Below are 20807 nucleotides of genomic sequence, written 5' to 3'. Positions count from 1 at the left end.
CTGATGCACGACGGCGCCGACCGGCGCCGCACGCACACCAGGAGGTGTTCGGCCATGGGACGCACGCTCGCGGTACGGATCGCGGTGGCGGTGCTCGCAACGGGAGCCGCTCTGACCGTGACGGCCTGCTCGACGGAGCCCGAGGACAAGGCCCCCCGCGTCGCCGGGGACCAGGGCAAACAGGAGAAGAAGGGCAAGTCGCGGGACCAGGGGGCCATCGCGCAGGCGTACGCGCAGTGCATGTCCGACCAGGGGCAGGAGGTGAAGGTCGACGAGCAAGGCCGGATCGCGGTCCCGGCCGCCGGAACGGGCGATGACAACGCGGGTGGCAAGCAGGGCGCGGAGGCCGGTGACGACCTGCTCAAGGCCATGAAGAAGTGCGACGTCAAGGTGCCCGGCATGAAGCAGCTCAGGCACAAGGGCGACACGGAGAGGCTCAAGCAGGCCAGGGGTCTCGTCGACTGCCTGCACAAGAACGGCATCTCCGATATACCGGACCCGGACCCGAAGGACAGGGGAGCCATCTCCGCTCCCGGGAACACCATGGACAACGAGAAGATGGCCAAGGCCATCGGCATCTGCGGCAAGAAGTTCCCCGGCGTGCCCTTCAAGGCGGAGCAGCCGAAGTGACCGGCGTGACCGAGGGCCAGGAGCCGGAGCAGGTGGCGGATCTCCGGCCGGGACGTACCCGCCATCGGGGCAGCCGCGCACGCCGCGCGGCCGTGGCGGCCGGGGTCGTGGCCGCCATCGTCGCGGCCGGCACGGCACTGGCGGTGCGGCCCTGGACGAACGGCGGCGGGAAATCCGCGCCCGAGCACGGGCCCCGGTCCACGGCGTCCGTCCAGCGCACCTCGCTGACCTCCGGACTGCGGCTGGACGGTGAGCTCGGCCACGGCACCGTCGATGAGGTGACCGCGCAGGGACAGGGCACGTTCACCAAACTGCCCGAGGCCGGCGACCGGGTCGAGACGGGCAAGCCGCTGTACGAGGTCGACGCGAGACCCGTCGTGCTGTTCCACGGACCTCGCCCCTTCTGGCGCGACCTGGCCAAGGGCGTCGGCGACGGGCCCGATGTCAGGGAGTTGGAGCGCAATCTCACCGATCTCGGCTTCGCGAACGCGGCCAACCTGACCGTCGACGAGGAATTCACCGAGGGCACCGCCGCGGCGGTCAAGCGCTGGCAGAAGGCGCTCGGCCTGAAGCAGACCGGCAGGGTCGAGCAGGGCCGGGTCGTCGTCCTGCCGCAGCGGGCCGTGCGCGTCCAAGAGGTGGTCGCCAAGCTCGGCGCGACGGTGGGCGCGGGCTCCGGCGGCACGGTGCTGAAGGTCACCACGCCGGACGTGTACGCCACCGTCAAACCGGATGAGGACCAGCTTGCCCAGCTCGCGCCGGGAAGCAAGGTCGCGGTGGAACTGGAGGCAGGGGGCGGCGTCAAGGGCGAGGTCACCGCCATCACACGGGAGCCCGGAGAGGGGGACGGAGCAGGCGAGGGCGGCCCCGGCGGGCCGGGTGGCAAGGCCAAGCCCGAGGTGTCCATCCGCCTGGCCGACCAGAAGAAGGCCGGGGCCGCCCTGCACTCCGGCCGCTCCGGCGCCACCGTCACCGTGCCGGAGAAGAAGGCGGAGAACGTCCTCGTCGTCCCGGTGACCGCGCTGCTGGCCATGGTCGGCGGTGGCTACGCCGTCGAGGTCGTCGGGCCCGGCGGGTCCGAGCCGAAGCTCGTCCCCGTGAAGGTGGGGCTGATCGTCAAGGCCCGTGCCGAGGTCAGCGGCGGGCTCAAGGAGGGCGACAAGGTGGTGATCCCCGTATGACCCGCGACCGCTCCCAGGGGACACCGGTGCTGCGGCTGGAGAAGGTCGTCAAGGAGTACGAGGGCACGCCGCCGCTGCGCATCCTGCACGGTATCGACCTGACCGTCACCGAAGGAGAGCTGGTCGCGGTCGTCGGCCCGTCCGGGTCGGGCAAGTCCACGCTGCTCGCCCTGATCGGCACCTTGGACCGGCCCACGTCGGGACGGATCCACCTGGAGGGGCACGACCTGGCCGCCATGAGCGAACGGCAGGTCGCGGCACTGCGTGCCCGCAGGATCGGCTTCGTCTTCCAGCAGTTCTTCCTGCTGCCCGGCCTCACCACGGTCGAAAACGTCGCCACCGGCCTCCTCTACACCGGGGAGAGCGCCCGGCGCAGACGTGAGCGGGCCGTGCGGGCCCTGCACGACGTGGGCCTGGCACACCGGCTCGGGCACCGGCCCGACCAGCTCTCGGGTGGGGAGAAGCAGCGCGTCGCCGTCGCACGGGCACTGGTCGGCAGGCCCGGACTGCTGCTCGCCGACGAGCCCACCGGCTCGCTGGACACCGCCTCGGGCAAGGGCGTCGTCGATCTGCTGCGCCGGCTGAACGAGGAAGGCACCACCGTCGTCGTCATCACCCACGACCGGGACCTCGCCGCGTCCTTCCCCCGGCAGGTGGTCATCCAGGATGGCTGGATCGCGTTCGACGAGCACAGCGGAGGCCCGGCGCCCGCCGCCGGAAGCCCCGCGCCGGGGAGCCCGGTATGACCGCCCGCCTCCCACGCCCGGCCCGGCTGCGCCCGGCCGACCTGCTGCGGCTCGGCCTGCTCGGGCCCCGCACCCGGCGGCTGCGCTCGGCGCTGTCCGCCCTGGGGATCGCCCTCGGTATCGCGGCGGTCGTCGCCGTCACCGGGATCTCCGCGTCCAACCAGGCCCATCTCCTCGACCGGCTCGACCGGCTCGGCAGCAATCTGATCACCGTCTCGCCGGGGGAGGACTACGAGGGGAAGAAGGTACCGCTGCCGAAGGAGTCGGTCACGATGCTCGGCAATATCGCGCCCGTCGAACGAGTCAGCGCGACCGGGGACACGAAGGCGAACGTCTACCGCAACGAGTTCGTGCCGTCGAACCAGACCAACAGCCTGCGCGTGCTGTCCGCCCGCCTCGACCTGCTCACGGCGGTGCGCGGCGAGGTGCGCACCGGTCGCTGGCTGGACCATGCCACCGAGCGACTCCCGGTCGTGGTCCTGGGAAGCAGCTCGGCCGAGCGCCTGGGGGTCACCGCTCCCGGGACCAAGGTGTGGATCGCGGGCGAGGGACTCACCGGGGAGTGGTACGGCGTCCTCGGCATCCTGGAGCCGAACGAACTCGTACCCGAGATCGACGACTCCGTGCTCGTCGGAGGCCCCACGGCGATCGCCCGGCTGGACGGCGACCGCACGCCGTCGACCGTCTACCTGCGCGTCCACCCCGACCGGGTGAGCGACGTACAGGACGTCGCCGCGGCCACGGCCAACCCCGCGCAGCCCGGCATGGTCGCCGTCTCCCGCCCGTCCGACCTGCTCAAGGCACGCGCCGAGACCGATGACACCCTCACCGGCCTGGTGCTCTCCCTCGCCGGGGTCGCCCTGCTCGTCGGCGGGGTGGGTATCGCCAACACCATGGTGGTCGGCGTCATGGAACGGCGGGGCGAGGTGGGGCTGCGGCGGGCACTGGGGGCGCGTCGGGGACAGATCGCGGCACAGTTCCTCATCGAGGCGGTGCTACTGGGGCTGTTCGGCGGACTGGCCGGTGCCGCTCTCGGGGCCGCGACGGTCTACGCGTACGCGACCGGGCAGGGGTGGCCCGCCGCGGTACCGCTGGTCTGGGCGGTCGCGGGGCCCGCGGTGGCCGTGGTCGTAGGGACGGTGGCGGGACTGTACCCGGCACTGCGGGCCGCCGGGATGTCGCCCACAGGGGCGCTCCGCTCGGCGTGAGCCTCGTCGGCGGCTCGGGCCGCGGGCCCTGGGCTTACTACCGACCACGACGGGTCAGGTCACCGGGCGGCCCGCGCTGTCGCCGTGGCCGTCGCCATCACCACGGCCGTCACGGTGACCGTCGTCGCGGCCGTCGTGGTGACCGCTGCTCGAGGAGATCACGCTCTCCAGGCGGTCGAAGCGCTCGTAGAGGGCCTCGGCGTCAGCAGCGACCCTGCGTTCATCCTCGCCCCGCCCAGGCTGAGCCCGTAGAACCATCGCCCAGCAATAGCCGAACCTGTCCTTCCGGCCACTAACGATCGACAGCCGCACTGTGTGTGCTTACGCACCGTCCCGGGTGGACAGCTCAAGCCAGACCGTCTTGCCGCGGCCGTCGTTGTCCCGGCTGCCGGCCGCCAGGAGTGTGCGGACACCGGCTACCGCTTCGGAGGATTGTCCGGGGGTGAGGCCGTCGGTGTACAGGAGGAGCAGCGAGCCGGGCGCCAAGGTGGTCTCGTATGCGCGGAAGGGGGTGGCGGAGTGGACGCCCAGTGGCACGTCCGCGGGCACGTCGAGAGCGTCCAGTGCCTGGCCGAGCAGGTCCGCCATCATCATCATGACCGCTTGTTCCTCCGGCTCGAAGATGCGTTCCTCGGCGAAGCCCAGGCAGCACACACCTACCGGGTTTCCGCTGGATCTCAGTGGGAGGAACGCCCAGGCACGCTGACCGTCGTCCCGGGCGTCGGGGTAGGCGGCGAGCAGCTGGGCGCGGTCCGGGAAGAGCAGCGGGTCCCGGCCGAACTACACACCGGTCCGTAACGGCATGGACTTCCTCAGTCGCCGCGGTCGCGGTGGATCACCTCGACGACGTGGCCGTACTGGTGATCCGACGCGCTTACGGCAGGGAACAGCACGCTGGGCTCGGGGGTGCCCGGTGCCGTCGCCGCTTTTCCTCAAGCGGGCCGCACCTTCGTCACGAAACCCACCGGTTCTCGGAGATCCGGGCCCGGACGCGCGCCTCCTCGCGCTGCAGCACGATCAGGGCCATGTCGTCGTCGAGCGGCCCGCCCGTATGTGCCCGCAGGTCCGCGCCGATCCTGTGCACGAGCGCATCTGGGCGCTGATCGGCCCAAGCCGTCACCCGCTCCGCGAGGGGGTAGAAGCCGCCCATGCTGTCCCGGGCCTCGGTGACTCCGTCCGTGTACAGCACCAGCCGGTCACCCGGGGCGAAACGGAAGGTCAATGGGGCGTACTCGGTCTCCGTCAGGGTGCCAAGACCCAGCGGGGGAGCGGGGGTACTGACTTCCAGGGGCGTGACGTGCCCCCCGTGCAGCAGAAGCGGCGGCAGATGGCCGAAACTGATCAGACGGGCACAGAGCTGGTCGTCCGGGATCTCCAGCACGGCCGCCGTGACGAAGCGTTCACCGGGCCATTCGTCAGGATCCCCGCGGTGTGACTGGCCCAGGTCCCAGCGCACATCGGACTCCAGGGCGGACGCGAGTCCGGACAGTGTGGAGTGCCGGTGTGCGTTGAAGCGGAAGGCCCCGAGGACGGTCTCGATGTCCCCGATCGCCCCGAGCCCTTTGCCGCGCGCGTCCCCGATGATCAGCCGGGTGGGGCCAGGCGCGTGGACCAGTGCGTACAGGTCTCCACCGATACGGGCTTCGGTCTCGGCGGCCACGTACGTCGACGCCAGGGACACCGCTCCCGCGCGTCGCGGCAGTGGCCGCAGCAGCACGGACTGCGCGGCTTCCGAGACCTGGCGCACCCTGGCCAGGTGGCGCTGATGCTGCTCGCGCAGACGGGTGGCGATCAGGAGCAGCGCCGAGAACAGCACCAGGGACAGCATCTGTACGAGTACGTTCTCGGTGGTCAGCGTGTGTCGTTCGGCTCCCGCGACGACCAGCGCCGCCAGGGCGAGCAGAGCGGTGACGGCAGTACGGCGGGTGTCGGCGAAGGTGGCGGCGAGCGCGAGCGGGATGACCAGCAGATGGGCGAGGTGGATGTCCGGCGGCAGGTACCAGTCGGCCACTGGAACCGCCAGGATCAGCACGGACCACAGGGTCACCCATCGGCAGCCCCGCCATCCGCTCGGTGCCCTAGTCGCCTGCAAAGGCGGTCTGCTCTGCATTGTTCTCCCATCCCAATCTCTGGGGCGGACGAAGTCCGAGTTTCATGAAACCTCCGATGCAGTCGTTGGAGTGCGTACGAGTTGTCGGCCTTCTCGGGGCACAGGCACCGGCCTCCAAGCGCTTGAGCCGGACGGGTAAGTGGTTTCACGCACTGGTCGGCAGTTGCTGATCAGCCCAGATGAGTTTGCCGTCCGGGATGTGGCGGGTTCCCCATCGGCGGGACAGCTGAGCGACGAGGAAGAGGCCGCGGCCGTGCTCGTCGGTGGTGCGGGGGTGTCGCACAAGCGGATGGCTGTGGCCGGCGTCGGAGACTTCGCAGGTCAGCATCTCGTGCCGGATGAGGCGTAGGCCGATCGTGCGGTCGCTGTTGCCGTCGCTGTTGCCGTGGATGATGGCGTTGGTGAACAGTTCGCTGACGATCAGCTCTGTGGACTCGGCCAGGTGTTCCAGTCCCCACTGGGTCAGCTGCCGGGCAGTGAGGGTTCGGGCGCGGCTGACGACGGCGGGGTCGCTGGGGAACTGCCAGGAGGCAACCTGGTCTGTGCTCAGCGAGCGGGTCCGTGCGAGGAGCAGAGTGGCGTCGTCGCTGGGCGGCTTGGGCCGCAGTGTGTCCACCGTGGACGAGCACAGATCGTCCAGTGTGAGGTCGGGCCGTGCGAGGGCCGCGCGGAGACGGTTCATGCCGGCGCTGGTGTCCTGGTCGTGGGCCTCGATCAGGCCGTCGGTGTAGAGGGCGAGCACGCTTCCCTCGGCGAGTTCCAAGGTTGCGGACTCGAAGGGGGCCGGCGCGAGGCCGAGCGGTTCTCCGGTGGGCAGGTCGGGGAAGGTGACGTGGCTGTACGGGTCGATGATCGCAGGCGGGGGGTGGCCTGCCCGTGCCATGGTGCAGGTGCGGGTGGCCGGGTCGTAGACCGCGTACAGGCACGTGCCGGCCATCGTGGTGGCGGCCGGGTGCCGGGGGTCGGCTTCCGCCTCGGTGAGGCGGGTGACCTGTTCGTCGAGGCGGGACAGTACTTCGTCGGGAGGCATGTCCATGTCGGCGAGGGTGCGCGTGGCGGTGCGGAGTTGACCCGTCTTCGCCGCCGCGTTGATGCCGTGTCCGGCCACGTCGCCCACGACCAGGGCGACGCGGGCGCCGGAGAGGGGGATCACATCGAACCAGTCACCCCCGATGCCGTGGTGGCTGTCGGCCGGCAGGTAGCGCCAGGCCACATCAGCGGCGGAGCCGCCTGTGGCGCGGTGGGGGAGCAGCAGGTGCTGCAGGGCCAGAGCCGCGGAGCGTTCGCGCAGGTGCTGGCGGGCGTTGTCCAGGGCCAGCGCTGCCCAGCTGACGAGTTCCTCGGCCAAGTGCAGGTCGTCCTCCTCGAACAGCCTGGGGTCCTCCGTCCGCACGAAGACCGCCACGCCCAGCACAGCGCCCCGGGCGTGGATCGGGACGACCATCAACGAGTGCATGGCGTGCTCGCGGATCTTCTCCGCCCGCGCCGCGTCGTGGTGGTCCAGCCATGTGCCCGGGGATGCGTCCAGCATGGGCTCGACGTGGGATTTCCCGGAGCGCAGGACACCGGTGAAGGGTGAAGTGGGCGGGACGAAGACCGGCTCTCCGCGAGCGAACAGCGACTCCGGGGTTCCCGGGTGGATCGAGGCCAGGCCCGCACGGCGGAAGACGGGGATGTGTCCGCCCTGTGGGCCGAGATGGGCCAAGGGCTCCTCGCCGAGTGGGACGGACTCCGCCAGGTCGACGGTGGCGTAGTCGGCGAGGGACGGCACGGCGAGGTCGGCCAGTTCCTGTCCGGTCTGCATGACGTCCAAAGTGGTGCCGATGCGCCTGCTGGCCTCGCCGAGGATTGCCAGACGCTCTCGCGCCCGTCGGCTGTCGGTGGCGTCCACGCTCACGACGCACACGCCCAGCGCGCGACCCTGCGCGTCGTCGAGGCGGAAGTAGGACGCGGTCAATATGCGGTTGCTTCGCCCATTCGCCGGCAGGAAGGCCTGGTAGTCCACGTTGATCGCCGGGTCGCCGCTCTCCAGCACCTGGTGCATCAGTGCCTCCAGCGTTTCGGCCTCCGTCCCGGGCGCCGCCTCCGTCAGCCTGCGGCCCAGCCGCTTGGGGACGGGGATGCCGTCCTTGGAGCCCTGGGTGTCGTTCACCCGGATGCAGCGCAGGTGCGTGTCCCGTATGACGACACCGATGGGCAGGCGGCTCGGCAGCGGCAGCGTGGCGAGGAGCGGCTCTGCCACTGTGGCCTCGGCCGGCCACGCGGGAAGCAATGCCTTGTCGGTCGCACAGACCACCCACCACTCCAGGCCGTCCTGCCCGGACAGCGGTGACACGCACAGGCGCACGTCGATGATGTGGCCGTCGCGGTGGCGCACCTGCGCGAGGTCGGACCAGCGGCCACGGAGAGTGCGCTTTTGTGTGGCTTGCGAAGCCTTTGCCCGGTCGTCAGCGGCTACCAACAGGGCACCGGCGGACCGCCCCACCACCTCCACAGCCGAGTAGCCCACGAGCCGCTGAGCGCCTTGCGACCATCCGACCACCGTCCCCCGCGCGTCGAGGAGAGCTATTGCTGGGCAGACTGTTTCGATGGCCGTCCGAACCTCGGAGACTGCTGTCTTTGCGGAACTGCCCATTGCTCTTCCCTTCTGTGTTTCCCCCGGCGATGCGGTCCCCCCCAACTGCTCGGCTGTCTGGTGGATGGATAGGTCCAGGGCAGGAGTGATCGAGCTGCCAGGCACGGCAGGCCACAGCTCATTCACACCCGCCTTCCCCCCGATGGTGGCTGCGCCCATGAGCCACAGGGAGACCACTCACGGTGCGGTGTCCAGGCCGATCAAGCTCTGAGGCCTCGGGGGGCGAGCTTCGCCCAGTCCGGACAGCGCGTGTACTCGGGGAGACGCCGCGGGTTTCCGTGTGCTTCGTTTGTGCTCATGTCTGCAACGCTACGTACCCAGCGGCACCGGCGTATGGTCCATTTCTATGACAAATCCCCAGACCAATTCTGCCGACCAAGCAAGCTCGTGATCTACGGAGCTGGGACACTGACCCGCTCCCGAATATGGCGCTCCGAGCATGCGACGTGGCGCTCCATTGGCAGGGCCGGCCACACCCTGGTCGGGGCGGATCCGATACCGGGCTGATGAAGGTCGTCGCCGACGGAGTGCGCGCGTCGAGAGGGCGGCCGACGAAATGACGTTCGCCAGGCATCTCGCTGAAACGGGCACGGTTGCTCGCCGTGTCCGACGCAGTAGTGGTGATGCCCGGCGGCGTGGGCATGCTGGACGAAGTGACCGAGGTCCTGGAGCTGAGGAAGCACGGCCTGTACGACGAGCCCGTGGCATTCGAGCGGATGCTCAGGGCGGCACAAGCGAAGGCTGATGCGGCCGGAGACATTCGAGCTCGGAACCCCTTCTAGGGCAGCACCCTGCACAGTGCGTCCAGTGCGCCTGCCCACGCGCTGTCCGAGGGCGCCGCGTAGTTGACCACCAGGGCGTCCCGTTCGGGCAACCGCCATCCGCAGTCCGCCACTTCGTAGCGGAACTGCGCCAACCCCCTGATCGCCAGGCCTAGCCGGGCCGCGTCCTGGACCACCGAGCTCTCGGTTCCACGGGGGAGATCGAGGACCGTCTGCAGTCCTGCGGCCATCCCGGTCACACGAATGCCGGGAGCCCTCTGGCGCAGGACCTCGACCAGCTGATCGCGGCGACGCCGGTAACGCAGCCGCATCGAGCGCACATGACGGTCGTACGCACCCGAGGCGATGAATTCCGCCAGCGTCAGCTGCTCCAGGGCGCTCGTCATGTAGTCGCCGTGCCCTTTGGCCGCCACGATCTCCGGGATGAGTTCCTCCGGCAGCACCATCCATCCGAGCCGTACCCCGGGCGCCAGGGACTTGCTCACGGAACCGAAGTACACCACCCGTTCCGGATCGAGGCCCTGCAGGGCCCCCACCGGCTGACGGTCGTAGCGGAACTCCCCGTCATAGTCGTCCTCCAGGATCAGGCCGTCCGTGGCACGTGCCCACTCGACGGCCGCCGTGCGCCGGTCCGGGCGGAGCGCTACCCCCGTGGGGTACTGGTGCGCCGGGGTCATCAGCACCGCCCCCACCTCGCGCAGTTGCGTGAGGTCCTCGATGCGTGCGCCATGGTCATCGACGTAAAGGGGTGGGGTGTGCAGACCGGCGTTCGCCAGCAGGTCGCGATACAGGTCGAGTCCGTAGGCCTCGACGGCCACCCCTCGCACCCGCCGCACCCTGAGCGCCTGCGCCATCAGCGCCAGGCCGTGGTGGAAACCGGAACAGATGACGATCTGCTCCGGCTCGGCATACACCCCGCGGGCTCGGGCGAGGTAGTCGGCGAGTGCGGTGCGCAGCTCCACCCGGCCGCGGGCGTCGCCGTAGCCGAAGGCCTCGTGCGGCGCGGCGGTCAAAGCCCGGCGAGCCGCGGTGAGCCACTGCGTGCGCGGAAAGGTCGCGAGGTCCGGCGCACCGGTCAGCAGGCCATACCGGGAACGGGGCTCGTCCGGCCTCGTGCGAGGAGCGCCGGGCGCGGGCCTGTGCGGCTCGACCCGGGTGGCCACCCGGGTCCCGGAGCCCTGCTGGGCGGTGAGCCAGCCCTCAGCGACCAGTTCGGCGTAGGCCTCGACCACGGTGTGACGTGAGACGCCGAGATCCGCGCCGAGCGAGCGGGAGGCCGGCAGCCGACTGCCGGGCGCCAGACGCCCTGTCCGTACGGCCTCCCTCAAGGCGTCAGTGAGCCCTGCGCGCAGCCCGGGTCCGCGCAGCTCCAGATGCAGGTCGGTACCGAACGCGGGGGGCGGACCGGCCGCGGAATTGGTCCGGGAACCTGTCATGTAAATGAACCATACTCCCATACCATCGACTGGCTGGTGGTCCCATTGGGCCACGCTGCGAGCCACCGCAGTCTCGTCGCGGTGGCGACCGCACCGCGAGCGTGTTCGCCGTAAGCACGGACTGGGTATGTCGTCCCGGCACGTTGGTGGCGGGCGACGCGCCGTGAGGGGTGCTTGAACGGGGCCAACGTAACGCCCCTCTGCCCCCACTGGCAGGCTGCGTCCTCGACGCACAACTCGACCTGCTCGGTGAGGCCCTCACCTGCGGCAATCTTGCGGCCGGAGGACGTCAGACCGATGTTCCAGACGGCTCACATCCGCAGCCTCCGGGCACCGCTTGGGTGTGTCTATATACCAGAGCACGTCGTGGGGGCCAGGGCGGCACCGGGCCCGAAAACGACGAGCTTTTCGCCGCTGATGGGCATGACGAAGGTCAGGCGCGGCGGCCGTAGGTGCGCGGATCCACGGGCTGCTCGGACTGGGGAAGCCCGCCGACCACGAGACGGTAGGAGTCGATCACGAGCTCCTTCACCAGCTTCTCGTCGATGGTGCCCCCGCCTTCCACCGTGATCCAGTGCCTCTTGTTCATGTGATAGCCGGGGGTAACGTCTGCGCACTGCTCACGCAGGGCTGCGGCGTCGTCTGGATCGGCTTTCAGGATCACGACGGGGCGCCCCGGCATGTCGGTCATGAGCATGAAGACCTTGCTGCGCGCCTTGTAGAGGCGCCAGTCGGGGCCGAAACGATGCTCCAGATCGGTGCCGGGCAGCCCCACAGCGCAGTTGCCCGCGATCTTCTGCAGCTCCTGTCCGTCCAAGGTGATCAACTCCTCTATCGATCGCTTCATCTCGTACACCGTGAGGACGACCCGCCCGCCGGTCGGACTGTGGCCGTGACTGCCTAAGGGTGTATGCGGATGACCGTCTTCCCGTTGCGTCGCGTGGTGGGGTTAAGGGCACCAACGGCATCATCGAGGCTCGCGACGTCATCGATGTTTGTCCGCAGCCGTCCGTCCCGCACCCGCTGCACGATCTCCCCCAGTTCGGCACGATCGGCCTCGACGACGAAGTCGACCGCCAGGCCGTCAGCGGGCCGCGCCTCGACCGGGCCGACGACGGACACCAGCGTTCCTCCGGCCTTGATCAGGGCAGCGGAGCGCTTCTGAACGTCGCCGCCGATGACATCGAAGACCAGATCGACGGCGCCGACGTCTTTGAGCGCGTCGTTCTCGAGGTCGACGAACTCATGCGCGCCGAAGTCGAGTGCCTTCTCACGGTCGGCGGCGCGTCCGGTGCCGATGACGTAGGCGCCGGCCTCACGTGCGAGCTGGGTCACCATCGTCCCGACTGCCCCGGCCGCGCCATGGGCGAGGACGGTCTGGCCGGTCTGAAGGCGGCCGTGCTGGAACAGTCCTTGCCACGCGGTCAGACCTGAGATTGGCAGGGACGCGCCTACGGTGAAGTCGACGTCGCCGGGCAGCGGCGCGAGGTTGCGTGCTTCGATCGCCACGTACTCCGCCAGGGTGCCGTCGCGGTGCCAGTCGGCGAGGCCGAATACCCGCTGCCCGACCGACAGCCCCGTCGTGCCGTAGCCGAGGGCGGTGACCACTCCGGCCAGCTCGTGGCCGAGGATCGACGGTGTCTTGTCACGGCCGGCGCGATCGGTCCAGGTCGATGGCCACTCGGTTTCAGTCGGGACGAAGCCCGCCGCATGAATCTGAACGATGACGTCGTTGATCGCCGCGGGCGGCTCAGGCCGCTCGGTCAGCGTCATCCCGGCCGCTCCCGCGGCCTGGTCGGATACCACAATGGCTTTCATTGGGATTGCCCTCTTCCTCATATGTGTTGTGGGTTCTGGTTTCCGGGTGGGTGTTTAGACGAAGGTGAACAGCTGGTCGGCGTCGAAGCGCGAGATCGGGCTGGTGTACTGCTTCTTGGGGTCGGGGTAGCCGAGGGCCAGCAGCAGCGTCGTGCTGTGTCCTGTCTCGCGGATCTTGAACGCCTTGTCGACGCTGGTCGGGTCGAACCCCTCCAGCGGCGTGGCCTCGACGCCGAGCTCAGCGGCGGCCATCATGGTCAGGCCCACCGCCAGATAGGTCTGCTTCTCCATCCAGTGGTTCAGGTCCTTATAGCCATAGTTGCGCAGATTGAGGAAGTCTCGGGTCATTGATTCCCACAGCTCCTGCTTTGACGGGTCAGGGAACCGGCCGTCGGCCCTCTCCTTCATGAACACCGCCTCGAGGTGGCTGTCAGGCACATCTGCCCGGGTGGTGAGGATGATGGTGTGCGACGCGTTCAGGATCTTCTCGCCGTTGTCCTGGAATCGTTCGCCCAGGTTGGCCGCCAACCGCGCCTTGCCTTCGTCTGTGGCAAGGACGTAGAAGTGGTTGGGCTGTACGTTCACCGACGAGGGCGTCGAGCGCAGGAACCTCAGCAGTTGCTGAAGTGTTTCCTCCGGAATGGTCTTGCTGGGGTCGAAATACCTGGTGAGGTGCTTGTTCATGAGCTTGTCGAGTGTCATGTCAATCTGCCTTCTTCCTGTGATCGGTAGGTTCGGAGCGACGGTTCGCCAGGAGTGGGCCGGCTCCTGCCGCGGGCCAGCAGTTCGCTCACGCGCCCGAAGCTGATTCCTGTCGTTGCGGAGGCGAGGTCACCCGCGACGAGAGCCTTGGCGGCCTGTTCGACTGCCCCCATCGCGTGGGTGTAGAGCGCCGGACCCACGCTGATGCGCTTGACCCCGGCCTTCTGTAGTTCAGCGACGGTCAGCACCTTGTCCGCCGGCGAGATGAGGACGTTGACCGGCGTCGGCGCGACGGCGGTGACGATCGCGGTCAGGGCATCGAGGTCGGGTGGGTAAGGGGCGTAGAGCACATCCGCGCCGACCTCGGCGAAGGCCGTCAGACGCCGGACGGTGTCGTCGAGATCGGGCCGCCCCTGGATGAAGTTGTCGGTGCGGCCGGTGACGACGATGCGTCCCCTGGACGCGTTGACGGCACTACGCATGCGGTTGACCGCGTCGTCGAAGTCGCGGATCGGTTGACCGGGATTGCCCGAGGTGTCTTCGATCCCGATACCGGCCAGTCCAGCCGCCACGGCGGCTTCCACGGTCGCGGCGACGTCTTCAGGCGTGTCGCCGTAGCCGTCCTCGAAGTCTCCGTTAACGGGCAGCCCGGTGAGCTGACCGAACAGCCGCGCATGCTCGAGGTGCTCGCCATGGGTGACTTCGTGACGCCCGTCGGACCGGCCGAGCGTGGCAGCGAGCGCCGCTGACGATGTCGCGATCGCCTCGAAGCCGGCATCGGCCAGCATCAGCGCCGAGAGGCCGTCCCATGCGTTCGGCATGACGAGGCCACCGTCGCGGGTGTGCAGTGCCATGAACCTCTCATAGATTTCGGAGCCCGGCATACCCAACCTTTCCCGAGTGATCGCCTGCGACAGTGACGGATCGAGCGGCTGGGTACGCCGCCTCGACGTGGACGCCGACGCTCATCCCGGCGTACCGACCGGGCTGACGGCGGGGATGTCGATGTCCGTCTGGTTGACGTTGTTGATGAAGTTGGTCAGCAGGACCTGCGCCGCCACCGTGACGATCGCCAGGATCTGCGGGTCGGCGTACCCAGCACCTCGCACAGCCGCCAGGTCGGCGTCGCTCACCTGACCGCGGCTCTCCACCACCCGCTGAGCGAAACGAGCGACCGCGGCGCGCTTGGGATCGGTCGAGCTCCCGGTCCGGGCCAAGTCGATGTCATCGCTCGACATGCCACCGAGTTCGGACGATACGTACGTGTGCATCGACAGGCAGTAATCGCAACCGTTGGCCTGCGACACGGCGAGCGCGATGGTGTGCCGCGTCTTCGCGTCCAGAACCCGGCTCAAGGTGCCCTGCAGAGTCATGACGACGTCGAGGACGGCCGGGTTCGACGCGAGGGTCGCGAACATGTTCGGGACGAAGCCGAACTGCGCGCCGACCTTGTCGAGGATGACCTCCGCCCCGTCGGGGACGTCGTCAGGAGAGGGAACGTTCAGTCGTGACATGGCGAATCAGCCTCCGGTGAGTGGTCGTCGTCAGCCCGGGTTTGGGCTTGAGATGTTTTTGGGCTTGTCAGCCCACTTTCTGAGTGAACACCTCTCGCGACTGGGCTGTCAAGCCCAATCCAGGTATCGTCTGAAGCATGAAACCCACCACAGGAGCTCGGGAGCCCCACAAGCTCACCGACAAGGGACAGGCAACGCGGGCCCGCATCCTGGAGCACGCCGCGGAGCTCATCTACACCAAGGGGGTCCACGCGACGAACAACGAACAGCTCCGCCGCGCCGCAGGCGTCAGCGGATCGCAGCTCAACCACTACTTCCCGACCAAGGAGAGTCTCGTCCTGGCCGTGATCGCCTGGCAGGCCGAGCGCGTCCTCACGCTCCACCGTGGCGAGCGATTCGCCTGCTTCGACAACCTCGACGCGTTTCGGGCGTGGGCGGATTTCTACGTCGGCTACGAGCGTGCCTACCAGGAAGGCTGCAGCCTCGGCTCCCTGGCGAGCGAGATCATCAAGACGGACCTTGACGTTCACGACGAGCTCGCGAGTGCGTTCGACCAGTGGAGGGCCATCTTCCGCGATGGAATCGAGCGCATGCAGCAACTCAGCCGCATCAGCGCTGAGGCAGATCCCACGCAGCTGGCCAATCTGCTCCTCGCTGCCTTCCAGGGCGGCATGCTCCTCGCCCAGGTCGCGCGGAACATCGCTCCACTGAAAGATGCGTTGCAGACAGCCATCGACTACGTGCAGACCTTCGCGACGTCTCCCGACGCCGACGTACTCCAAGCTCGGTAGCGGCTTCCACGTGTACGGGTCAGCGGAGCTCGGCACCATGCGACGCCGCAGAGCACTCCGCCGGCAAACGATCGCGCCCCAAAGCGAATGCGGCCGCCGTCGGCGGTGTGGATCTGCCGGAAGCTGATACCCGACGGGTCGGGGCGCCGGCTGAGGAACTGGTACGTGAACTCGAGCGCCCCACCGCTCGGACCGGCGACGGGTTCGACACCTTCGACCTCACCGTGGACCTCGTCGTCGCCCCCGACCTGACCAGCTGGCAGTGGAAAGACGAAGACGAGTACGCGCACGTACGGCGGCTCGGTATCGTCACCGATACCGGGCACCAGGCCGTGGACTCCGCCCGCGACCAGGCCTTCGCGATGATCGAGGAACACTCCGGCCCGTTCGCCGACGCCGCCGCGTGGTCGGCCTGGCGGTGGAACCCGGCCTGGCCCGCCCCGCATCTTCCGCGCCCCACGACGGCTCCGCAGAGGGTTGCACCGACAGACGGCTGAACCGTTGGCTGGAGGATTGCCTCCAGCGGAGGGCCGAAGATGTGACCGGAGGTGGGAGCCCCCTCTGTTCCGTGGTGAGCGGAGCGCTGCCGCTTGGCCCAGTCTGGATCGGGGAAGCTCTGGTTGTCCGGTGACCGGGATGGCAGGATCGACGCCTTTGAAAGCGGAGGCGCTGATGCGGCTCTATCAGGAAGAGGCCGACTTCTGCCGCCAGTTCGTCATCTCCGTGGCACTCCGCCTCACGGAGATCAACGCACGGGCCCACCTTCAGCAGAAAATAGGGGAAGAGACCGGGCCCCGGGCGCACGTCAGGGCCGGCCCTGGGGTTCCCTGGACAAGCCCGCGTTGTCGGTGGGGGCTGGAACGCTGGAGGGATGAACGGCGATGAGCAGCTGCTGCGTGGTCGGGTCTACGGCTGTGACCACGACGACCCCGACCCGGGCCCGCTCCCGCACCAGACCTACGCCGTGCTCATAAGCGGGCCGCTGGATGGGTTGCTGCTGGACATCACCGGTTGGCGGCCCGAGGAAGTCGACGGTGGCGCGGCCCTGTCCACCGAGCTCGGTCGGTTTCCCGGCGGGCGGTCGCGTACGACCCGCGCCCCGGTGAACCTCGTGCACCGGGCCCGGGTGCGAGCTGCCGTTATGATGATCCCGGAGCCGGGCTGTAGCAGTGATCGGCCCGGCGAGCCCCGCGGGATGTGCCGGGGCCGGGTGCGGGCCCCGTGACGCGGGACTTGCCAGGTGGCGGGGATGCCATGGCCGCAGGCGAAGTGGGTGCCGATGGAGAGAGCCTGCGTGCCCCCTTACCGGTTGAGGGCCTGCTCGACCTTGTCGGTTACGCGCTCGGCCTGGATGTCGCGGCCCTTCTCATTGGGGTGCGCGTACCAGGGGAGCCGCTGGTCGTCGCCGATCTGGATCCGGGAGTTCTCCAGCAGGCCGCCGATGCCGCGGTTGACGCCGTCGCACGCCGTGTTGCTCCCGGTGTGGGCGTAGAGGTCGACGAAGTCGGCGCCGGCGTCCGCGACGGCCTTCTTCATCGTGTCGTCCAGGCGCTTCTGGATCTGGTCCAGGAACGGCAGGGCGTCCTGCGGGATGTCGGCGAGTGGCAGCTCCGGCTGACCGGGTGCCGGGGTCAGGCACTTGTTCGTGTCTTCGGGAACGAGCCTGGGGTAGCCGACCAGGACGGGCTTCGCGTCGGGGGAAAAGTACTGGATGCGTTCGAGCATCTCCTCCAGATCCCATCCGACCCGCTCGAACTGATCGTCCAGCCATTGCTTCCCGTCCCCGGACGCGAAGAACTCGCGGCACTTGGCGGCCGGCTCGTCCCCGTCCACCGGCTGTCCCGGCAGCAGGGCGTGCTCCGGGCTCCGGAGCTTGGCGGAGCACTGCTTGAGGATGCGGGTGAAGCCCAGCGTGTTGCCGCCCATGCTGCCCACGGCCAGCTGGGTGTCGGCCTTGAGCGCGTCCTGCTGCGGCGGGACTTTCAAGCCGGTGCCGGGCAGCAGCTCCTGCTCGTTCCAGAAGTGATGGATGAGTGCGCCTCCGCAGGAGACGTCCGACTGGACGTCGAGCGTGATGCCCTTGTCCGCCAGGCGCCGGGTGGCGACGGTGGGATAGTTCTCCTTCGCCTGGAAGCACAGGGTTCTGTCGCCGTCCTGGTTCCAGGGAGCGATGCCGTAGTTGGCGGTGTACGAGTCGCCGAAGAAGACAGTCGGTACGGGGTCGGCGGGTGCCGCGTCGGCGCTTCCCGCCGGGCCGGCGAGCGCCAGGCAGCTGCCCAACGCCACGGCCGCGGCGGCCAGCCGCCGTACCACCGGAGTGTTCGTCGTCCTACACATGGCCGAAGACATGGCTGTGCCCTTTCGTCGAGGCCCACAAGACGAGGCGAGCGAGCCGGAACGCTACGTATGTGGCCTCGGGATTCGATCGAACCGTGATCGGCGCTGAGATTGGTCTTGGTCGCATAGCGCACGGCCGGCCATGGCATGCGACAAGCCCGCTACCGGAGCCAGTCCAAGACCCATGTCCAGCACGTTCTCACCGCCGTCGCCGTCAACATCGAGCGCGTCAACGCAGAGCTCACGCATCCCACGGCCAACCGCATGGCGCACTGCGGGGAAATCCTGATTCCCAAGATCCCCGACAGCGTCACGCACTGAGCAAGGCCAGCCGCCAGCTCGGCCGCCGCGTCGGATCCCTCGCGGCGCAGCAGCTCGACCACAGCCCGCGCTTCGCTGGTCGTGAGCCGGCCCGCCGCTCGCCCGGCGCTTCGATCAGCGCCCATAGGCGCGCCTCGTCCATGCACTGACCAATCGGCCCCGGGCGTCCGGGGTCACGGGCGGGTGGGATCTGTCCGAACTCGCCCGTACGCCCCTCCGCGCCCGGTACCGTCCGGCCGTGCGCTACGTCTACCGACGAGAGCGTTGTCGTAGATGCGCTGGTTGGCGAAGGCGATGAGGCGTTCGTCGCGGCTGCGGTAGTGCCATCTGAGATGTGAACGTGGGGCAGGCGGCCGCAGAGCATGTCCAGCAGGGATTCGAAGGCCTCGGACGCTGCTTCGTCGTCGAGGTCATCGTGGGCGTGGTCATCTGCTCCGCTGAGGATGCGGTGGAAGAAGGTGGTAGGCGGTAGCTGGTGGGGGTCTCCGAGGACTATGACCTGTCGGGCGCGGCACGCTCGTCGACTGAACAGGGCCACTTCCCGGATCGCAGGTTCCAACCCCCGCGACCTCCTCACCCGACCGGATAACACCGAACGGCAACTGATCGCCGATGCCCGGGACCGCGGCTGGGATCGCGAGATCGAACGCCACCAGCGGACCGCCGACCGCATCACCAGCCTCCTCGACGACCTCGGCGAACCCCACGATGAGCCCACCGACTGAACGGTCCAGTTGAACAAACCGCTGGCCGAACGACATCGCCCAGGACAGGATGCGGCTATGCGCCATGCCCACGAGGACCCCGAGTCGCTCACCCTGGTCCGCCGCTATGTCACGCCCGACCGGCGCTACCTCAAACTCGGCGGCAGCATCCTGCGCATGACCGGGAGCGAACGCACCAAGTTCACAAGGAAGCTCGGCGAGGCCGCCGGCGACATCACACCCCGTGAGCTGGTCACCCTGCTCGGAGGCGGATGGCGAGAGCGCCAGACCGCAGCCTGGCTCATCGCCGTTGCCCACAGAGCCGAGTTCCGTGAACGCCTCGGCGAACTCCTGCTCGCCAGCGAAGTCTGCTACGCGGGCCAGGCCTACTGCGTCACCCTCGCCACCTTCGGCACTCCTGCCGACGCAGACCTGTTGGTCGCTTACCTCGACCGCTACCTGCCACGCCCCGACCTCTACTACGACCAGACAGCCGCCATCGGCGCACTCCTGCACCTCGACGCCAAGCTCGGCGCCGATCAAGCAGCCCGGTTCCTAGCCCCAGACGGCCTCTGGCACCAGTGGATCGACGGACCGCCCCGCAAGGAGCACCACGACACCCCGGACAGCTACCGCGAGATCATCAGCCTGTTCTGTGTCTTCGCTGATGAGAGCGCCAGGCACTGCACGGCAAGCAAGCGATGATGCCGTCCTCGGCTGGGTGACACCTGGTTGAAGGAACCCACCACCGCAGAACTCAAAGTTGTCCTCGTGGCCGGACCTCACCGACAGCCGACGAGCCGGATGCGGAGGCCGCACTGCGCCTGGCACGCGACTCGCGTACGCGGCCCTCCTCGCCGATCCGGGCGGACCCGCGGGGGCGGGCGCGGGACGGACGGCCGTGGTGGCCGCAGGACCCGAGCCATTCGGTACCCGAGCTGGTGACCGAGGTGGCCCAAGAGCATGGCATCGGTGAGGACGCGGCCACGCTGTATCTGATGCTGCTCGCCATGCCCGATCCGACGGACCGGATGACGGCTCGCCGGACAGGGTGGAAGTCGGCCCGGTACAAACCGGCTCGTGACGAACTGGCTGCGGGCGAGCTGCCGTTCGAGGCCACCCGGACCCGGGCGGGGCGTTCGCTGTTCCTGCCCGGCGGCTGGGCCAGGGCCAAGACGCCGGGGTTTGACGCCGTGTCCTTCCGCCGGCAGCTGGGAGGACCTGCTGCGGGCCGCCGCCGGGACGGCGGACGCCGGGTACTCGGACAACGAGAGCCTGGTCATCGACCCGTCCACCGGCATCCCCTCGCTCGAGCAGCATCGCTCGGAGGGACAGCACCCGTCAGCGAAGCGGCTGGACCAGGGGATCAAGGCGAGGATGCCGAAGCGCACGCTGATCGGGATCTGCGCGCGGACCGCGTACTGGGCTCAACGAGGCCATCGCCGATCTGGTCAACGCGCACGCGCACCTGGACATCTCGCAGGCGTGGGGCGACGGGACCGCCGTGGCCGCTGACGGCACCCACATGGACACCTACTTCGACAACCGCCTCGCCGAGACGTCCGTTCGGTACGGGAAGCCGGGAGGCATCGCCTACCGCCACATCTCGGATACCTGCATCACGCTGTTCACGCGCTTCATCCCGTGCGGAGTGTGGGAGGCCGTCTACGTCATCGAGGGCCTGCTCAAGAACTCCTCCGAGGTCGAGCCCACCACCGTGCACGCCGACACCCAGGGTCAGACGCTGCCTGTCTTCACCTTGGCGCACCTCCTGGGCTTCGACCTGATGCCCAGGATCAGGAACTGGAAGGACCTTGCCTTCTACCGGCCCAGCAGGACCACCGAGTACGTGCACATCGACGCCCTGGTTCGGCGAGGCTGGTTAGAACTCA

At 68.8% G+C, this 20807-nt stretch carries 20 protein-coding genes and 4 pseudogenes; 13 read left to right on the top strand and 11 right to left on the bottom strand.

From position 1 onward, the window contains the following. Positions 1–54 precede the first annotated feature (54 nt). From J2Z30_RS35910 to J2Z30_RS35895, 4 genes are read left to right on the top strand one after another with little or no spacing between them, the layout of a single operon-like run. Complete coding sequence (locus J2Z30_RS35910; protein WP_044577956.1) at positions 55–630, top strand: hypothetical protein; 576 nt, start codon at positions 55–57, stop codon at positions 628–630. Continuing rightward, positions 627–1811 (top strand): efflux RND transporter periplasmic adaptor subunit, encoded by a 1185-nt coding sequence (locus J2Z30_RS51475; protein WP_052701659.1) that lies wholly within the window; start codon positions 627–629, stop codon positions 1809–1811. The genes J2Z30_RS35910 and J2Z30_RS51475 overlap by 4 nt, the downstream gene beginning before the upstream one ends. Beyond that, on the top strand, positions 1808–2557 hold the full coding sequence (locus J2Z30_RS35900) for an ABC transporter ATP-binding protein (protein WP_044577959.1): 750 nt from the start codon (positions 1808–1810) through the stop codon (positions 2555–2557). The genes J2Z30_RS51475 and J2Z30_RS35900 overlap by 4 nt, the downstream gene beginning before the upstream one ends. Next, positions 2554–3765 carry an ABC transporter permease gene (locus tag J2Z30_RS35895; RefSeq protein WP_044577960.1) on the top strand — a complete coding sequence of 404 codons (1212 nt, stop codon included), beginning with the start codon at positions 2554–2556 and terminating at the stop codon, positions 3763–3765. The genes J2Z30_RS35900 and J2Z30_RS35895 overlap by 4 nt, the downstream gene beginning before the upstream one ends. Positions 3766–3819: 54 nt before the next feature. Here the strand turns inward: J2Z30_RS35895 and J2Z30_RS35890 are convergent, their stop codons facing one another. From J2Z30_RS35890 to J2Z30_RS35875, 4 genes are all read right to left on the bottom strand, one after another. Then, positions 3820–4023: a hypothetical protein gene (locus J2Z30_RS35890; RefSeq protein WP_209468983.1), complete on the bottom strand. Its 204-nt coding sequence runs from the start codon at positions 4021–4023 to the stop codon at positions 3820–3822. A 63-nt stretch (positions 4024–4086) separates the two neighbouring features. Beyond that, complete coding sequence (locus J2Z30_RS51885; RefSeq protein ID WP_345659515.1) at positions 4087–4530, bottom strand: GAF domain-containing protein; 444 nt, start codon at positions 4528–4530, stop codon at positions 4087–4089. A 187-nt stretch (positions 4531–4717) separates the two neighbouring features. Beyond that, positions 4718–5797 carry a PP2C family protein-serine/threonine phosphatase gene (locus J2Z30_RS35880; protein WP_308280210.1) on the bottom strand — a complete coding sequence of 360 codons (1080 nt, stop codon included), beginning with the start codon at positions 5795–5797 and terminating at the stop codon, positions 4718–4720. Positions 5798–6020: 223 nt separating this feature from the next. Then, positions 6021–8510 carry a SpoIIE family protein phosphatase gene (locus J2Z30_RS35875; RefSeq protein WP_052701660.1) on the bottom strand — a complete coding sequence of 830 codons (2490 nt, stop codon included), beginning with the start codon at positions 8508–8510 and terminating at the stop codon, positions 6021–6023. Positions 8511–8966: 456 nt separating this feature from the next. Here J2Z30_RS35875 and J2Z30_RS51880 point away from each other — a divergent pair. Then, a pseudogene (locus J2Z30_RS51880) lies at positions 8967–9214 on the top strand (LOG family protein); the annotation flags it as partial. Between the two features lie 74 nt (positions 9215–9288). On the opposite strand, the gene pdxR reads toward J2Z30_RS51880, so the two are convergent. The 6 genes from pdxR to J2Z30_RS35840 form a co-directional block, all read right to left on the bottom strand. Further along, on the bottom strand, positions 9289–10728 hold the full coding sequence (gene pdxR, locus J2Z30_RS35865; RefSeq protein WP_044577971.1) for a MocR-like pyridoxine biosynthesis transcription factor PdxR: 1440 nt from the start codon (positions 10726–10728) through the stop codon (positions 9289–9291). Between the two features lie 433 nt (positions 10729–11161). Then, positions 11162–11575, bottom strand: coding sequence for an MmcQ/YjbR family DNA-binding protein (locus tag J2Z30_RS35860; RefSeq protein WP_372453367.1), 414 nt, complete (start codon positions 11573–11575; stop codon positions 11162–11164). A 53-nt stretch (positions 11576–11628) separates the two neighbouring features. Next, positions 11629–12546, bottom strand: coding sequence for an NADP-dependent oxidoreductase (locus J2Z30_RS35855; protein WP_044577973.1), 918 nt, complete (start codon positions 12544–12546; stop codon positions 11629–11631). 54 nt (positions 12547–12600) lie between these two features. Continuing rightward, positions 12601–13248, bottom strand: a complete 648-nt coding sequence (locus tag J2Z30_RS35850) for a nitroreductase family protein (RefSeq protein WP_044577975.1) — start codon at positions 13246–13248, stop codon at positions 12601–12603. Continuing rightward, on the bottom strand, positions 13245–14102 hold the full coding sequence (locus J2Z30_RS35845; protein WP_245388817.1) for an isocitrate lyase/PEP mutase family protein: 858 nt from the start codon (positions 14100–14102) through the stop codon (positions 13245–13247). Before J2Z30_RS35845 ends, J2Z30_RS35850 begins: the two co-directional genes overlap by 4 nt. A gap of 111 nt (positions 14103–14213) precedes the next feature. Further along, the gene (locus J2Z30_RS35840; protein WP_044577978.1) at positions 14214–14762 is read right to left on the bottom strand and encodes a carboxymuconolactone decarboxylase family protein; all 549 of its coding nucleotides are present in this window, start codon (positions 14760–14762) and stop codon (positions 14214–14216) included. Between the two features lie 137 nt (positions 14763–14899). Here J2Z30_RS35840 and J2Z30_RS35835 point away from each other — a divergent pair, with 137 nt between their 5' ends. The 3 genes and pseudogenes from J2Z30_RS35835 (at position 14900) to J2Z30_RS35825 (ending at position 16720) form a co-directional block, all read left to right on the top strand. Continuing rightward, on the top strand, positions 14900–15553 hold the full coding sequence (locus J2Z30_RS35835) for a TetR/AcrR family transcriptional regulator (protein WP_044577980.1): 654 nt from the start codon (positions 14900–14902) through the stop codon (positions 15551–15553). A gap of 107 nt (positions 15554–15660) precedes the next feature. Further along, positions 15661–16050 (top strand): DUF402 domain-containing protein, encoded by a 390-nt coding sequence (locus J2Z30_RS35830; RefSeq protein WP_052701662.1) that lies wholly within the window; start codon positions 15661–15663, stop codon positions 16048–16050. Positions 16051–16424: 374 nt separating this feature from the next. Further along, positions 16425–16720 (top strand): annotated as a pseudogene (locus tag J2Z30_RS35825) (hypothetical protein). 135 nt (positions 16721–16855) lie between these two features. Here the strand turns inward: J2Z30_RS35825 and J2Z30_RS35820 are convergent. Then, on the bottom strand, positions 16856–17890 hold the full coding sequence (locus J2Z30_RS35820; RefSeq protein ID WP_078957003.1) for an SGNH/GDSL hydrolase family protein: 1035 nt from the start codon (positions 17888–17890) through the stop codon (positions 16856–16858). 147 nt (positions 17891–18037) lie between these two features. On the opposite strand from J2Z30_RS35820, the gene J2Z30_RS50140 reads away from it, so the two are divergent. The 5 genes and pseudogenes from J2Z30_RS50140 to J2Z30_RS51875 all read left to right on the top strand — a co-directional run. Further along, positions 18038–18211 (top strand): transposase, encoded by a 174-nt coding sequence (locus tag J2Z30_RS50140; protein WP_245388816.1) that lies wholly within the window; start codon positions 18038–18040, stop codon positions 18209–18211. A gap of 362 nt (positions 18212–18573) precedes the next feature. Further along, the gene (locus J2Z30_RS35810) at positions 18574–18936 is read left to right on the top strand and encodes a hypothetical protein (protein ID WP_209468981.1); all 363 of its coding nucleotides are present in this window, start codon (positions 18574–18576) and stop codon (positions 18934–18936) included. Between the two features lie 57 nt (positions 18937–18993). Beyond that, entirely contained in the window at positions 18994–19620 is a 627-nt protein-coding gene (locus J2Z30_RS35805; protein WP_044577988.1) for a DUF6000 family protein, read from the top strand. A gap of 101 nt (positions 19621–19721) precedes the next feature. Further along, positions 19722–20096: pseudogene (locus tag J2Z30_RS50135) on the top strand (hypothetical protein); the annotation flags it as partial. Between the two features lie 254 nt (positions 20097–20350). After that, a pseudogene (locus J2Z30_RS51875) lies at positions 20351–20779 on the top strand (Tn3 family transposase); the annotation flags it as partial. Positions 20780–20807: the final 28 nt, after the last annotated feature.

It is taken from the genome of Streptomyces iranensis (assembly GCF_017874715.1).
In the GTDB taxonomy this organism is placed as follows: domain Bacteria; phylum Actinomycetota; class Actinomycetes; order Streptomycetales; family Streptomycetaceae; genus Streptomyces; species Streptomyces iranensis.
This window is presented reverse-complemented; position numbering and strand designations above follow the sequence as displayed.